Source organism: Bacillus sp. NPDC093026 (assembly GCF_044754665.1).
In the GTDB taxonomy this organism is placed as follows: Bacteria; Bacillota; Bacilli; order Bacillales; family Bacillaceae; genus Bacillus; species Bacillus maqinnsis.
The window spans coordinates 810,999-826,694 of the sequence record NZ_JBIVPN010000001.1 but is presented as its reverse complement, the minus strand read 5'-3'; the positions used below and the strand labels follow the sequence as shown (position 1 = coordinate 826,694).

Sequence of the window (15,696 nt, the reverse complement as noted above, 5' to 3'; positions counted from 1 at the left end):
GGGATATCATTTAGCAATTCGATCATTAGTTCTGTTTCTTTATAGATATAGTTTAATTTTTACATTTCAGCTTCTTTTTTTAATTTTACAGTTTTATCAAGTCTCTAGCTTCGTTATATAACACTGTTCTCCTCCTATATATTGGTTACCCATTGGAAACTGCGGACCGTCTTTCTCTTTAATTATAATTGTGCCTAGCTTTTACCTGGCCATTCAGGTGGAGGTGCTAAATTACTTCTATTCACTTGTGGTGAAAATGTTTTAGATCAATATCTCTTTCGCACTGTGTCCTTTCCTTGAAAACTGTACAGGACCCAAAAATCATCAAAAGATCATTTCAAGACAAGTATGGGAGGATTTTAAAGAAAAGGTCAGACAAAATCCCTTGTCTGGTCTGCCTCTGGAAAAGAGCTTTGCAAATTCAAAACAACTTTATGGGCTTCGTTACGGCCGGTTAAGGAGAAAACAAAATGTTAGCGCAATGAAGAAGTTTGCCACTAGCAGAGTTAGGCAGGTGAGTGGGAAGCCTTTTTTAATCTATTTCATTCATCATACATACTTTAAAAATAAAAAAGCTTGTAGAAAAACATGCGTTTCTCTACAAGATGATCCATTTATCTGTAAGTGTCCTTTTCTTTTATGCATCATAGGAAAGTACAGCATTCGCAAGTACTTTTGCAGCGACAGGCATTGCCTTTTCGTTGATATCAAATTTAGGATGATGATGCGGATACATATGGTTACTGTTTTCTGGCATGGCTCCTGTGTAAAAGAATGTACCGGTCACATGCTGAAGGTAGTAAGCAAAGTCTTCGCCTCCCATTTGGGTTTCCGCTTCTTTTACTCCTGTGACACCCTCTGTATGTTTCGCTATTTCAGCAATATATTCAGTTGGTTTTGGATGATTTTTGACAGCGGGATATCCTCTCACATATTCATATGTATAAGAGGCATCGCTCATTTGACAAACACCTTTCACCACCTGTTCAATTTCACGTTCGATCGTTATTCTTGCACTTTCATCAAAGGATCGCGCAGTCCCGGTCAAAACGGCTGAATCTGCAATGACATTAAAGGCATTTTCAGCGACAAAACTACCAACAGACACAACTGCTGATTCAATTGGATTGACTTTACGGGCAACGACCTGCTGCAGGTTTGCGACAATTTGTGAGCCAATTAAAATAGCATCTTTTGTGAGATGAGGCTGTGCCCCGTGTCCTCCTTTTCCTTGCACTTGAATAGAAAAGCGGTCAGCTGCTGCCATGAAGTTTCCACTTTTATATAGAATGGTGCCACAAGGTTCTGATGACCAAAGATGGGTGCCGAATATGACATCAACACCCTCTAAGCAACCGTCTTCAATCATCGGTTTAGCTCCGCCGGGTGCATACTCTTCAGCATGTTGATGAATAAGCACGATTTTCCCTTTTAATTGATCACGATGCGCATGTAATATTTTAGCTAATACAAGAAGTGTCGCTGTGTGTCCATCATGACCGCATGCGTGCATCACACCGGGTTTTGTTGAGCGATATGGCACGTCTTTTTCATCTTGAATTGGGAGCGCATCAAAATCAGCTCTAAGTGCAATCGTTGGTCCAGGTGACGCTCCTTCAATAAATGCTAATACGCCATGACCGCCAACATGAGTACGTGTAGGAATGTTTAATGTCTCATAGTAGCTTGCAATGAAAGCGGCTGTTTCCACTTCTTGAAAAGAAAGCTCTGGATTCATATGAAGAAAGCGTCTAATTTCAACCATTTCCTCATATTGTTCATCAAGACGTTCATAAATACTTTTTTGTAAAGTGGATTTTGTCATTGAATGAAAACCTCCTTCATGCTCTTTTTCTGATTGTATGGGAATTGTTAGAATCTTTCAACAGAAGGGGTTGAATTGTAATAATGAAGAGGTCATTTTACATAAAGGTCGAAGGTTGAAAATGAAGCTATGCAAAGGGGGAAAGGTGTTGGGAAGTTGTCCAAATTGTTCAAAAGTATTTTCTTTTGTAGAGAAATTTCATTTATCTCATACAAGAATGATGGTGTGCCCAAACTGTAAGCATCGAATCAAAGAGACGTTTGCCTCGAAGATTGGATTCTTCACGATTTGTTTCATTCCACTTATTTTTATGCTGATTCAGCTCAAAGGCGCCATACCGATCATAAAGTGGCCTATTTTATTAGGATGGATTTTACTAAACTTTTATGTGGTGCAGCCACTCATGCACCGGTACGAGCTTAAATGAAGACAATAAACGGAGAGCCCAAGATCATTCCATTGGGCTTTTTTTATATGAAAAAGGGAAGTGCATAGCAGCACTTCCTTAATTTTCTGTTACGGCATGATAGGATGTGAGATAGGCAGGGCGAGAGAAGATAGAGCCTGTATCTTCATGTGGCTGAAAGAAAGCCTCAGACTCGTGAAAGTCCTGAAACAGGTCCTCAGATTCCCAAAGCGTTAAAATAATATATACTGCTTCATCCTTCTGCGGTCTTAAAACACGAAGTGCCTGAAAGCCTCGCTGATGTTCAGAGATCTTCGTTTTTTTCTGATAGGTCGATTCAAAAAGTGTTCTACTTTCAAGCTTAACGGGGATATGATGCAAGGTGACGAAACCAGATTGGACGAGCTCGCCTTTTGCATAAATCACATCATATGAATGCGGGGCTTTAAACACAGTCTCTCCATCTGTTTCATGAAAGAGCGCTGCTTGGTCTTTACCAACCATATAAAGCAACTTTTCTAGGTGATGTTTCTTTGCGATTTTGTGCAAAAAGTCTGCTGTTCCATATGTGATATAGAAATTCAACTAAACCGCCTCCTGCTTGATAGTATAACAAAAGAATGATATATAATTCTTTGGTAGTCAATCCATAAAACATATTATGAAGCAATCCATCCCATACTATCCTTATAAAGGAATGAGGTGACCTAATTTGAAAAAAAAGAAGATAATCATTCCATTAGTCATTGCAGGAAGTACCCTCGTGCTTTCATTTATTGGCTATCTGACCATTTTATTTTTAGGACATTATGTTATAGATGAGAAGAAGCTCGTTTTTCACGCTTCATCAAAAATCATTGATCAGAATGGAAAAGAAATCACAAGTATGTATTCAGAAAATCGGGATCCTGTGTCATTAAAGGAAGTTCCTGATAAAGTGGCAAAGGCTTTTGTTGCTGTAGAGGACAAGCGTTTTTATGAGCATCACGGAATTGATGCTCAATCCATTTCAAGGGCGATTTATCGAGATATATTAGCTGGAGGAAAAATAGAGGGCGGCAGTACCATTACCCAGCAGCTCGCAAAAAATATTTTTCTCACACATGATAAAACCTTTCTTAGAAAAACAAAAGAAGTCATTATTGCGATTAATTTAGAAAGAGATTATTCAAAGGATAAACTTCTTGAAATGTATCTCAATCAGCTCTACTTCGGTCATGGCGTATATGGCATTCAGGCGGCTGCAAACTATTACTTTAATAAAGATGTAAAGGATTTGACCGTAAGTGAGGGAGCCAGTCTTGCAGCTATGCCTAAAGCACCTTCCACTTACTCACCAGTACTACATCCTGATAAAAATAAACAAAGACGAGATACAATCTTGAATTTAATGAATGAACAAGGTTATTTGTCATCTTCAGAAACAGTTGAAGCAAAAGGCAGAACACTCGGTATTCATGTAAAAAAGAAATCAGAAACACCTTGGGTAGACAGCTATGTTGATCTCATTATTAAAGAAGCGGAATCCGAGTATGCAATTTCCCATGAACAATTGCTTCAAGGTGGCTATACCATTACTGTACCGATTGATATGAATTTACAAAAAGTTGCTTATAATGCGATGAAAAACAATCATTATTTCCCGGGAAAAAGCGGTTCACCCGAAAGCAGCGCAGTGTTTATTGATAATGTAACAGGTGGTGTAAAAGCAGCCGTTGGGGGACGAGAATATCATGCGGGAGGTTATAACAGAGTGACAGCCGTCAGACAGCCTGGATCTGTTTTTAAACCAATTGCGGTTTATGGTCCAGCGATGCAAGAGAAAAAGTTTAAGCCTTATTCACTGCTTGAAGATAAAGAAAAAAGCTATGACGGCTATTCGCCAAAGAATTACGATGGGCAGTATGAAGGACAAGTGACGATGGTTGATGCGCTCATGAAAAGTAAAAATACTGCTGCTGTATGGACGCTAAATCAACTTGGAATTGACACTTCTAAATCGTATCTTGAAAAAATGGGGATTGATATATCGGATAATGGACTCGCGATTGCACTTGGCGGCTTAGAAAAAGGGGTTTCACCTCTTCAGGTTGCTGGCGCTTTTCATACATTTGCAAATGAGGGAGTATATCAAAAACCTTTCTTCATTACGAAAATAGAAAATGATGAAGGAGACACACTTGAAAAGAATCAAAACAAGCCAGAGCGTGTGTTTAGTGTCCAAAATGCATGGAATATGACGAGAATGCTTCAGCAAGTCGTGAAAGGTGGGACAGCTCAAAGCGGCTCTTATGCTGGAGATTTAGCAGGGAAGACTGGGACGACGACATATTCAGGTGTGAAAGGTGCAACAAAAGATGCATGGTTTGCTGGGTACACACCTAGTACAACTGGAGCGATCTGGATGGGGTATGACAAAACAGATGACAGCCACTACTTAACAGGAGGCAGTCAGTATCCAGTACAGCTTTTCAAAGATATTTTAACAACAGCAGGAGTGACTCAAGAGACGTTTGAAAAGCCAGAGGGCATAAAAGATTTGCAATCACCTATTCGTTTAGAAGCACTATCAGGATTTGAAGCCAGTTACACGTTTAAAATAAAAGGGTTGTTTACTTTAGAATTGTCTTGGGATGATCAAGAGGATAAACGGGTTGAATATCGAATTTACGAAAAGAGAAATGGAAGAGAGGCGCTGATTGACACAGTAACTGGCACAAACAGCTACACTATGCCGTATGCGAATGTGTTTTCAGATGCGGAGTATAAGGTCGTCCCGTACAATACCCAGACGAAAGAAGAAGGCGAAGGCAGCCCTTATGTGAAGCCAGAGGCTTTTGGACGTTAATATTCGGCGATTTTTTGAACATTGAGCCGCTTTAGTATACCGTACCTTGAAAAAGCGGTATAGTAAAAGCAGTGTTTGAGCCTTGTGCAAGAGAGCGTGAGGCGAAAGGTGGAATGAAAGGTAATGGGAAAAACGAAGGCTTTTAATGATACGTTCTTAAAGGCGTGCAAAGGGGAAAAAACAGAATATGTACCTGTTTGGTATATGAGACAGGCAGGGCGCTCACAACCTGAATATCGTGCTCTTAAAGAAAAGTACGGGTTATTTGAAATTACCCACCAGCCAGAGCTATGTGCTTATGTGACAAGACTTCCTGTAGAACAATATGGTGTAGATGCCGCTATTTTATATAAAGATATTATGACCCCGCTTCCGTCTATCGGAGTGGATGTGGAAATTAAAAATGGAATTGGACCTGTTATTGATTCGCCAATTCGAACAAGGGCAGATATTGAACGTCTAGGAGAGCTTCATCCTGAGGAGGATGTGCCGTATGTGCTCGAGACGATCAAGCTTTTAACGACGGAGCAACTGAGTGTTCCGCTCATTGGTTTTGCAGGTGCTCCATTCACGATGGCAAGCTATATGATTGAAGGCGGTCCATCAAAAAATTATCATAAAACGAAGGCGCTCATGTACAGTAATCCAGATACTTGGATGTTATTAATGAACAAATTAGCTGATATGACAATTACGTATATTCGGGCACAGGTGAAAGCGGGGATAAGTGCATTTCAAATCTTCGACTCTTGGGTTGGCGCTTTAAATGCAGCAGATTATCGGACATTTATTAAGCCTGTGATGCAGCGTATCTTTACTGAACTTAAGTCTGAGAACGTACCAATGATTATGTATGGAGTTGGAGCTAGTCATCTTGCAAAAGATTGGCATGATCTGCCGCTGGATGTCATTGGACTTGATTGGCGCATGAGTGTAGACGAAGCGCGAAAAGAGGGCTTAACAAAAACATTGCAAGGGAACCTTGATCCATCTATCTTACTTGCTCCTTGGAAAGTGATTGAAGAAAGAGCGAAAGACATTTTAGATCAGGGCATGAAAACAGATTACTTCTTATTTAATCTAGGTCATGGTGTTTTTCCTGATGTTTCCCCAGAAACGTTAAAGAAGCTGACAGATTTTATTCATGACTATTCTGCTAATCAAAAAAGGCGATCCATCTAAACTATTTTTATGATCTGAAGGAGTGTTGGTTGTGGAGAAAAAGAAAATGGGACTTCTTGTCATGGCATATGGCACCCCATATAAAGAAGAAGACATTGAGCGTTATTATACACATATCCGTAGAGGTAGAAAGCCGGAACCAGACATGTTGCAAGATTTAAAAGATCGCTACCGAGCAATCGGCGGAATTTCTCCTTTATCCAAAATCACAGAACAGCAGGCAAACGGTTTATGTGAACGTCTAAATGAAATCCAAGATAACATTGAATTTCACGTATACATTGGTTTAAAACATATTGAACCTTTCATTGAGGATGCTGTGACGCAAATGCATCAAGATGGCATAACAGAAGCGGTCAGTATTGTACTAGCGCCTCATTTCTCCACATTTAGTGTGAAGTCTTATAATAAACGTGCGCAAGATGAAGCAGAAAAGCTCGGCAACCTGAAGATTATATCTGTTGAAAGTTGGTATGATGAGCCGAAGTTTGTTAACTATTGGGTGGAACAAGTCAAAAACACTTATGCATCTATGAGTCAGGAAGAAAGAGAATCGGCAGTATTGATTGTTTCTGCTCATAGTCTGCCTGAAAAAATTATTGCTGCAGGGGATCCATATCCTGATCAATTAGCTGAATCTGCAAAAATGATTGCAGAAGGCGCTGGTATTGAACATTATGAAATTGGCTGGCAAAGTGAAGGAAATACGCCTGATCCATGGCTTGGTCCAGATGTACAAGATTTAACGCGTGATTTATTTGAACAAAAAGGCTATAAAACGTTTGTCTATGTACCTGTTGGCTTTGTAGCAGATCATCTTGAAGTGTTATACGACAATGATTATGAATGTAAAGTCGTGACAGATGAAATTGGTGCTTCCTACTATCGTCCAGAAATGCCAAATGCAAAACCTGCATTTATTGATGCACTGGCAACAGTCGTTTTGAAGAAGCTCAAGGAAAAGCAAGTAACTATATAAAAGAAGGCGATCATATGCATGACATTCAAAAACACCTTGTCATCATTGGCGGTGGCATCACTGGTTTGGCCGCCGCTTTCTATTTGGAAAAAGAAGTCCAAGAAAAAGGACTTCCTATTCAAATATCTCTTATTGAAGCGAGTCCTAGGCTAGGTGGGAAAATTCAAACACTATATAAAGACGGCTATATTATTGAACGCGGACCAGATTCTTTTCTAGAAAGAAAAGTCAGTGGACCGCAGTTGGCGAAGGATGTCGGTCTGTCCGATCAGCTTGTCAATAATGAGACAGGGCAGGCGTATGTTCTAGTGAATGAAACGCTTCATCCAATGCCAAAAGGTGCTGTCATGGGAATTCCAACCCAAATTAGCCCTTTTATCACAACAGGTCTATTTTCAGTAGCAGGAAAAGCCAGAGCTGCTATGGATTTTGTTCTGCCAAAGAGCAAACAGACAGAAGACCAGTCGCTTGGTGAATTTTTTAGAAGGCGTGTGGGAGATGAAGTGGTCGAGAATTTAATCGAACCGCTCCTATCAGGTATTTACGCAGGTGATATTGACCGTCTAAGTTTAATGTCGACATTCCCACAATTCTATGAAACAGAACAAAAGCACCGCAGCTTGATTTTAGGAATGAAAAAGTCTCAACATCATGCGAAAGCGCAACAAGTGACAGCGAAAAAGCAAGGTCAGTTCCAAACCATTAATCAAGGGTTACAGACGCTTGTTGAAGCAGTAGAAAGCAAGCTAAAGCGTACGACTATTTATAAAGGAACAAAAGTCACGCGCATTGAAAAAACAAGCGGGGGTTATCATATTCAATTAGACAGCGGTCAAACGCTCTATGCGGATTCAGCCATTGTGACAACTCCGCACAAATCCATCTACTCCATGTTTCCAAAAGAAGCTGGGCTTCAGTATTTGCATGACATGACGTCTACTTCTGTAGCCACCGTTGCATTAGGCTTTAAAGAAGAGGATGTTCATAATGAATATGATGGAACAGGTTTTGTGATTTCAAGAAATAGTGATTTTTCTATTACAGCATGTACATGGACGAATAAAAAATGGCCGCATACAGCTCCTAAAGGAAAAACGTTATTGCGTGCGTATGTAGGGAAAGCAGGCGACGAATCCATTGTCGAGCAGTCAGACAGTCAAATCGTTAGCATTGTGCTGGAAGATTTAAAGAAAATCATGGATATTAAAGCTGACCCTGAACTCACAACGGTGACGCGATGGAAGACAAGTATGCCGCAATATCACGTTGGGCACCAACAGCAGATTTCGAATATGCGTGAAACGTTTAAGCAATCATATCCTGGTATTTATATCACAGGTGCTGCTTTTGAAGGAGTTGGGATTCCTGATTGTATTGATCAAGGAAAAGCCGCCAGCACAGAAGCCGTATCTTACTTATTTTCATAATTAGTTAATCTCCCTTTTCGATGATTGGAAAGGGAGATTTTTGATGTTCGTATGTTTAGAAAAAAGAAGTGAATAATAAATGTGATCTAATAGTTGCTTTTTAGGAAAGGATCATGGTATATTACTTTCTGTACTTAATGACCAAAACGTTCAAATAGTCAATTTGGGAGTGAGATCATGAGTGTTGACAGGAGACAAATGATTTTAGATGGGGCAACCAAAGCTTTTACTCAGTTTGGTTATAAAGCGACAACGATGGATCTTGTGGCAAAGCTTGCAAACGTCGGAAAAGGAACCATTTATACCTTTTTTAAAAACAAAGAAGAGCTGTTCGATGAAATTTTCACATCCCTCTTAAAGGAGATGAGAAGAATTGCTGATGAGGCAATAGATGAGAACAATAGCTTCTCTGAAAATCTTCACTTAGCGCTCTTTGCAATATTGGAATTTCGAAAAAACCACCAGCTCACAATTAAAATCTTTCAGGAAAATGCAGAGATCGGCACGTCAGCAGTCAAGGAAATGATTGAGAAAATGGAGCAAATGATCATTCGCTACATTAAAACAAAAGTAAAAGAAGCGATAGAAAAAGGCGACATTAAGCCTTGTGATCCTGAATTGACTGCATTTGTGATGGTGAAATTATATATTGCACTTATTTTTGATTGGGAAAAAAGATATGAACCTTTATCGAAAGAAAAGGTAGCTGAATCCTTAGAGCTTTTTGTACTAAAGGGACTTTCTGCCACAACATAATTTTTTTGAGTTCAAATGACTATATTGTAAATTTAGTCATTCATCTAGGGAGGAAAACAGCAATGAATTTAATTCGGAATCAATGGAAAGACATTGTGACGAGCAAAAAGCTACTGATCCCGATTTTAGCTGTACTATTTATTCCACTGATCTACAGTGGTGTATTTCTAAAGGCATACTGGGATCCATATGGGGCAGTTGATCAATTGCCTGTAGCAGTGGTCAATTTGGATGAGGGAAGTCACTATGATGGCAAAACGTTACAGGTTGGTGACGATTTAGTCAAAGAATTAAAGAAAAATGATAACTTCAAATGGCATTTTGTTGATAGTGAAGAAAAGGCGATCAAGGGATTAAATAACGAGGATTATTATCTCATCGTAGAAATACCAAAAGATTTTTCAAAAAATGCGAGTACCGTTTTAGACAAACATCCAAAAAAATCGAATTTAAAATACTATACGAATCCGGGCGCGAACTATGCCGCATCACAAATTGCGAATAATGCCATTATCAAATTAAAAGATTCGGTTTCAAAGGAAGTTACAGAAAATTATGCGGAGGTCATCTTTGATAACTTCAAAACAATTGCTAAAGGATTAGATCAAGCAAGCGATGGTGCGAAAAAAATTGATGACGGGACAAAAAGTGCAAAAAATGGAAGTAAAAAGTTAAAAGACAATCTAGCGAAATTAGCCGAGGGAACTTTAACATATAGTGAAGGTGTTCATCAGTTCGCAGGAAAATTGGGCGAATTAAATACTGGCATACAATCTCTTGATAGTGGGCTTGGTCAACTCTTAACGGGTTATCAAACCATTGATAATAAATTCGGAGAGCTTGGCACTGGAATCGATACATTGACCAAAGGACTCAACACAAGTCTTGAGGGGCATCAGCAACTTGCGTCCAAAATGCCACAATTCACAGCAGGCATTGAGCAGCTAAATAATAAAGCCCAGTCATTCTCAGAGAAGATAGAAGCAGTGGAAAACGTATTGTCTTCACCAGAATTAGCGAATCTTGAAAAGATGGCGCCAAAACTCGATCAGATCAAAAAAGATGCAAAAACATTCAATACAAAGCTCGCCTATTTAAATGAAGCACTGTCTAATCGTGATGCAAAAGTAAAAAGCATTATTCAAAACAGTTCCATGACAGATGAAGAGAAAAAAGCAGCAATGGAGCAACTTGATAGTCTGCCTGAAATCGAACTGCCTGACTTGTCTGGGCTTAAGCAAAGCTTAACGGCCCTGCAGCAACTCCCTGATGCAAGTGAAATTCAGTCTGCCGTTGCTTCAGCAAAAGCACAATTACAGCAAGTAAAGCAGTTGCCTGAGAAAACGGAACAGCTTTACACTTCGACAGTTGCGATACAAGATGCGATTGATCAAATGACAGCTGGTACGAATAAGCTGTATCAAGGTGCATTAACACTTCAAACAGGTCAAGGTACATTACAAGAAGGTTTGCAGACTGCAAACAGTAAGTTTCAGACGGCGAAAAGTGGTGCAGATAAGCTTGCAAGTGGTTCAAGTCAACTTAACGCAGCATTAAATAAACTAGAAAGTGGTTCAGCTAGTATTCAAAACAACACATCTAAGCTTGCTGAAGGCTCAAAATCGCTTGATAAAGGGTTGGGAGACTTAAAGAGTGGTACTGGCGAGCTGTCCGATAAATTGAAAAGTGCAGCAGATAAAACGGGAGACATTGATGCAGATCAGAATAATTATGATATGATTGCCAACCCAGTCAAAACAGAAAACGATACAGCGAAAAAGATTGATAATTACGGAACAGGGCTTACACCGTATATTTTATCAATGGGACTATTTGTAGGTGCATTAATGCTCACAGTGGTGTTCCCAATGAAAGAGCCTTCTGGACGCCCTAAAAATGCATTTGAATGGTTTGCCAGCAAATATAGTGTACTCTTGCTTGTTGGCATTTTGCAGGCAGTGATTGCAAGCTCCATGCTCATCTTTGGACTTGGTCTTGAGGTTGAGAGCCTCTGGCGCTTCTATCTCTTTGCAATCATCGTCAGCCTGACCTTCCTAGCGATTATTCAGCTTCTTGCGACAACAATGGGGAACCCTGGACGCTTCATCGCCGTCATTATATTGGTTCTTCAGCTCGCAGCAAGTGCTGGAACATTCCCAGTGGAGCTAGTACCAAAATTTTTCCAAATCATTCATAATTTGCTTCCGATGACGTACACGATTAATGGGTTTAGAACGATCATCGCAAGCGGCGATTATAGCTATCTGTGGCATCAAGCAGCGATTCTTGGAACAGTTGCTGTGATCATGATGGCGGCAACAACCGCATACTTTGCTTGGAATGTACGAAAAATGAAACAGGACGAAGCTTAATCAATGATCCTTTCTCTTTCATAGAGAAAGGATTTTCTTTATGAAAGCAAGTTGGACATGTGGAACCCGAAGCGATATATTTTAAGAAGAGATGCTTGAAAAAGGCATTGATTGATGAATCGTTTTCAGACGAAGGAGGAAGTACCTTATGACAACTGAATTAAATGAGACCATCCAGCTAATTCAAAAACTCGTTTCGATCCCAAGCCCTTCAGGAAATACAGAAAAAGTGATCGGTTTTGTCGAACGCTTTTTACATGATTTAAATATTGAGACGAAACGAAATCGAAAAGGCGGATTGATTGCAACGATTAAAGGAAATGATGATCAACAACACCGTATGCTGACCGCACATGTTGATACGCTCGGGGCTATGGTGAAAGAAATTAAATCGAATGGCCGAATTCGTCTTGCATTAATTGGAGGCTTTCAATATAACTCGATTGAAGGTGAATATTGTGAGATTGAAACAGTGTCAGGTCGTACATATCGCGGCACCATTCTCATGCATCAAACCTCTGTTCACGTATACGAGGATGCAGGAAAGGCAAAACGGAACCAAGAGAATATGGAGATTCGTCTCGATGAAAAGGTACAAAGTGCAAACGAAGTGAAAGCTCTTGGTATTCAAGTAGGGGACTTTATCTCATTTAATCCGAGATTTGAAGTGACATCCTCTGGGTTTATTAAATCAAGACATCTAGATGACAAGGCAAGCGTGGCTTTACTGTTGCGATTGATGCATCGTATTCAAAAAGAGAACATCATTTTACCACACACGACTCATTTCTTGATTTCGAATAATGAAGAAATTGGATACGGTGGAAACTCGAATATCCCTGAAGAAACTGTTGAATACTTAGCTGTCGATATGGGGGCAATTGGAGACGGTCAATCAACAGATGAATACAGTGTATCTATTTGTGTAAAGGATTCAAGTGGTCCTTATCATTACGGTTTACGCAAACATTTAGCCAAATTAGCAGAAGAAAACAAAATCGATTATCGTCTTGATATATACCCTTATTATGGTTCTGATGCGTCAGCAGCCATAAGAGCAGGGCATGACATCATTCATGGGCTCATTGGTCCCGGCATCGATTCCTCTCATGCTTTTGAAAGAACACATGAAGATTCGCTCACCCATACAGCAAATCTACTTTATCATTATGTACAATCCGCATGTATCACAGTATAAAAAAGAACCCCAGCATATGGGGTTCTTGTTAATTAAATTGAAAGCCGAGTTGGTTCAGGAGTATCTTGTCCAGTCATGACAAGATGTCCTTTTTCAGAATCATATTGCCCTTCCCATTTAGACATCACGACAGCTGCAAGTGCATTTCCTGTTAAGTTGACAACTGTGCGGGCCATGTCCATGATACGGTCAACCCCAGCAATAAAAGCAAGTCCTTCAGCAGGAACACCAATCGTTCCTAATGTCGCTAGCAACACAACAAAGGAAGTACCAGGAACAGCGGCCATTCCCTTTGATGTGACCATGAGCACCAAAACAAGCGTTAACTGCTGTACGATCGTAAGGTCAATGCCATATACTTGTGCGAGGAAAAGCGCAGCAATGGCTTGATACAAGACGGAACCATCCAGATTAAATGTATAGCCTATTGGGATGACGAAAGATACAATTCCTTTTGGACAACCGATACGTTCCATTTTATCCATCACTCTTGGTAAAACGGTTTCGGAACTGGATGTACTAAAGGCAAGAAGCATTTCATCTTTCATGTAAGCGAGAAATCTGAAGATATTGACGCCAATCATCTTTCCGATGATTCCGAATACAACGATAAGGAAGAAGATAAGCGTAAAATAAACAAGACCTACAAGCTTACCAAGAGAAATAAGTGATCCAAGACCAAACTTTGAGACTGTTACACCAATGAGCGCAAAAACACCAAATGGCGCGGCTTTCATCACGATATTTACGACATGGAACATGGCGTGTGATACACCTTCAAAGAAGGCTAATACCGGTTTGCCTCGTTCCCCAACGGCGGAAACCCCAAGTCCAAATAGCACAGTGAAGAAAATAATAGCAAGCAAATCACCTTCCGCCAGTGACTGGAAGAAGTTCGTTGGAACGATATGAAGGAACGTATCAGCAAAAGATTTGTTGCTTTGCTCTTTTTCTGTCTCAACGTATTGACTAATATCTTGTTTTTCAGCATGACCAAAGTCAACGCCCGCTCCAGGTTGAACAAAGTTAGCGAGTACAAGACCAAGGATAATCGCAAACGTTGTGATGATTTCAAAGTAAAGAATGGTTCTAAAGCCAAGCTTCCCTACTTTTTTACCATCACCGGCACCTGCAACACCTAAAATTAAGCTAGAAACAACAATCGGTATGACGATCATCTTAATGAGTCTTAAGAAGAAGTCACCAATAGGTTTTAAGAATGTCTCAACACCTGGATTACCGAAAAAGATCGCACCAACAACGACACCGAGAATAAGACCGATTAGGATTTGAGTAGCTAATCCAAATTTTAATTTTTTCATAGATTTCCTCCCTGACATATTCATTAAGGGAATATTCCCATCATACTTAAGTTTTAGTATATGAATTAAAGTATAACTAAATCTAAAGAGGTTCGTCCACGATTAAATTTTATTAAGAAAATACAAAATTATTTGAAAAAATGAACATTTCGAATCCCCTTCATTCACTTAAGTCAATAAAAAATGACTTTAGACCTAAAATTCACCCTATGAAAATACTAAAAAACCCTTCTGTATCAAGGATTTTACCTTTTTACCTATTTTTCAGAAAAAATAAAAAGCACTTTTGACTCCAACTGTAGACGGAGGAAAAAAGTGCTTTTTTATTCAAGTTACTTCCTTATTTAAGATAACTTACTTGTGAGCATTCCTCACATTCATTACCATAACACTCGTGCTGTTCCGTTAATTCATTTCCACATTTTGTGCATTTCTTCGAGGGCAAATTTCTAAAAAACTCAGTGATTTTTCCTAGCATTTGACATCCTCCAATACTTTTTGTTGTTATCATTGTATTATAACAGATTTATTATTGTCAATCTGTTTTGTAACAAAGGGCAAAAAGAATGCTTTTTTGATGAAAAATGGGTATATTGTAATGAGGGAAGTTTAAGAAAAAGGAGGTAAAAATGACGATGAAATTAACCGTTATTGGATGTTACGGAGGGTTTCCAGCAGCTGGTGAAGCCACGTCAGGTTATTTGTTTGAATCAGATGGTTTTCGGATGCTTGTAGATTGTGGGAGTGGTGTGCTTTCAAAACTACAACAATACATTGATCTTGAAGAACTAGATGCTGTCATCCTCTCACATTATCATCATGACCATATTGCAGATATCGGACCTCTTCAATACGCAAAATTAGTGGGTTATCATTTAGGAAAAAGCAGCGGTCCGCTTTCGATCTATGGACATCTTGGTGATCAAGAAGCGTTTGATAGGCTTCATGATAATGTACATACAAAGGCTGTGCCTTATCATCCAGCAGAAGGCATTCAAATTGGTCCATTTCACATCGACTTTTTGAAAACGGTTCATCCGGTAGAATGCTATGCCATGAGAATGAAAGCAGGTGATGCTGTTGTGGTATATACAGCGGATTCAAGCTATCAGGACGCTTTTATTCCATTTGCCAAGGACGCAGACCTTCTGATTGCTGAAAGCAATTTCTACGCTGGACAAGACGGATCAAGCGCGGGGCATATGAATAGCACTGAAGTTGGAAAGATTGCAAATGAAGCAAACGTAGGTGAATTGTTCATCACGCATCTACCTCATTTCGGGCGGCATAAAGACCTAGTCAATGAAGCAAAGGCATTATATACTGGCAATATACAGCTTGCTCATACGGGGCTTAGATGGAACAAGGAAGGAAGATAAAT

Annotated in this window: 13 protein-coding genes and 1 pseudogene; 10 read left to right on the top strand and 4 right to left on the bottom strand. The window is 39.6% G+C overall.

Annotated elements, in window-relative coordinates:
* Positions 1-286: 286 nt before the first annotated feature.
* Positions 287-478 (top strand): annotated as a pseudogene (locus tag ACIQCE_RS04220) (IS5/IS1182 family transposase); the annotation flags it as partial.
* Between the two features lie 159 nt (positions 479-637).
* Here the strand turns inward: ACIQCE_RS04220 and ACIQCE_RS04215 are convergent.
* Complete coding sequence (locus ACIQCE_RS04215; protein ID WP_400493719.1) at positions 638-1,825, bottom strand: M20 family metallopeptidase; 1,188 nt, start codon at positions 1,823-1,825, stop codon at positions 638-640.
* Between the two features lie 145 nt (positions 1,826-1,970).
* Here ACIQCE_RS04215 and ACIQCE_RS04210 point away from each other — a divergent pair, with 145 nt between their 5' ends.
* Complete coding sequence (locus tag ACIQCE_RS04210) at positions 1,971-2,252, top strand: hypothetical protein (protein WP_400493718.1); 282 nt, start codon at positions 1,971-1,973, stop codon at positions 2,250-2,252.
* Between the two features lie 78 nt (positions 2,253-2,330).
* On the opposite strand, the gene ACIQCE_RS04205 is transcribed toward ACIQCE_RS04210, so the two are convergent.
* Complete coding sequence (locus ACIQCE_RS04205) at positions 2,331-2,816, bottom strand: antibiotic biosynthesis monooxygenase family protein (protein WP_400493717.1); 486 nt, start codon at positions 2,814-2,816, stop codon at positions 2,331-2,333.
* A 127-nt stretch (positions 2,817-2,943) separates the two neighbouring features.
* On the opposite strand from ACIQCE_RS04205, the gene ACIQCE_RS04200 reads away from it, so the two are divergent.
* The 7 genes from ACIQCE_RS04200 to ACIQCE_RS04170 all read left to right on the top strand — a co-directional run bounded on the left by ACIQCE_RS04200 (position 2,944) and on the right by ACIQCE_RS04170 (position 12,993).
* A complete protein-coding gene (locus ACIQCE_RS04200; RefSeq protein ID WP_400493716.1) occupies positions 2,944-5,079 on the top strand; it encodes a transglycosylase domain-containing protein in 2,136 nt (711 codons plus the stop codon).
* Between the two features lie 123 nt (positions 5,080-5,202).
* Positions 5,203-6,261 carry a uroporphyrinogen decarboxylase gene (gene hemE / locus ACIQCE_RS04195; protein WP_400493715.1) on the top strand — a complete coding sequence of 353 codons (1,059 nt, stop codon included), beginning with the start codon at positions 5,203-5,205 and terminating at the stop codon, positions 6,259-6,261.
* A 31-nt stretch (positions 6,262-6,292) separates the two neighbouring features.
* The gene (gene hemH, locus ACIQCE_RS04190) at positions 6,293-7,240 is read left to right on the top strand and encodes a ferrochelatase (protein ID WP_400493714.1); all 948 of its coding nucleotides are present in this window, start codon (positions 6,293-6,295) and stop codon (positions 7,238-7,240) included.
* A gap of 14 nt (positions 7,241-7,254) precedes the next feature.
* The gene (gene hemY / locus ACIQCE_RS04185; RefSeq protein ID WP_400493713.1) at positions 7,255-8,667 is read left to right on the top strand and encodes a protoporphyrinogen oxidase; all 1,413 of its coding nucleotides are present in this window, start codon (positions 7,255-7,257) and stop codon (positions 8,665-8,667) included.
* A 177-nt stretch (positions 8,668-8,844) separates the two neighbouring features.
* Complete coding sequence (locus tag ACIQCE_RS04180; protein WP_400493712.1) at positions 8,845-9,423, top strand: TetR/AcrR family transcriptional regulator; 579 nt, start codon at positions 8,845-8,847, stop codon at positions 9,421-9,423.
* A 62-nt stretch (positions 9,424-9,485) separates the two neighbouring features.
* Positions 9,486-11,795, top strand: coding sequence for a YhgE/Pip family protein (locus tag ACIQCE_RS04175; RefSeq protein ID WP_400493711.1), 2,310 nt, complete (start codon positions 9,486-9,488; stop codon positions 11,793-11,795).
* 148 nt (positions 11,796-11,943) lie between these two features.
* The gene (locus ACIQCE_RS04170) at positions 11,944-12,993 is read left to right on the top strand and encodes a M42 family metallopeptidase (RefSeq protein WP_400493710.1); all 1,050 of its coding nucleotides are present in this window, start codon (positions 11,944-11,946) and stop codon (positions 12,991-12,993) included.
* A 32-nt stretch (positions 12,994-13,025) separates the two neighbouring features.
* Here the strand turns inward: ACIQCE_RS04170 and ACIQCE_RS04165 are convergent, their stop codons facing one another.
* Together ACIQCE_RS04165 and yhfH are read right to left on the bottom strand one after the other, a co-directional pair.
* Positions 13,026-14,315 carry a glutamate/proton symporter GltT gene (locus ACIQCE_RS04165; RefSeq protein WP_400493709.1) on the bottom strand — a complete coding sequence of 430 codons (1,290 nt, stop codon included), beginning with the start codon at positions 14,313-14,315 and terminating at the stop codon, positions 13,026-13,028.
* Between the two features lie 340 nt (positions 14,316-14,655).
* A complete protein-coding gene (gene yhfH, locus ACIQCE_RS04160) occupies positions 14,656-14,793 on the bottom strand; it encodes a protein YhfH (RefSeq protein ID WP_400493708.1) in 138 nt (45 codons plus the stop codon).
* A gap of 157 nt (positions 14,794-14,950) precedes the next feature.
* Between yhfH and ACIQCE_RS04155 the strand changes: the two genes are divergently transcribed.
* Positions 14,951-15,694 (top strand): MBL fold metallo-hydrolase, encoded by a 744-nt coding sequence (locus ACIQCE_RS04155; RefSeq protein WP_400493843.1) that lies wholly within the window; start codon positions 14,951-14,953, stop codon positions 15,692-15,694.
* Positions 15,695-15,696: the final 2 nt, after the last annotated feature.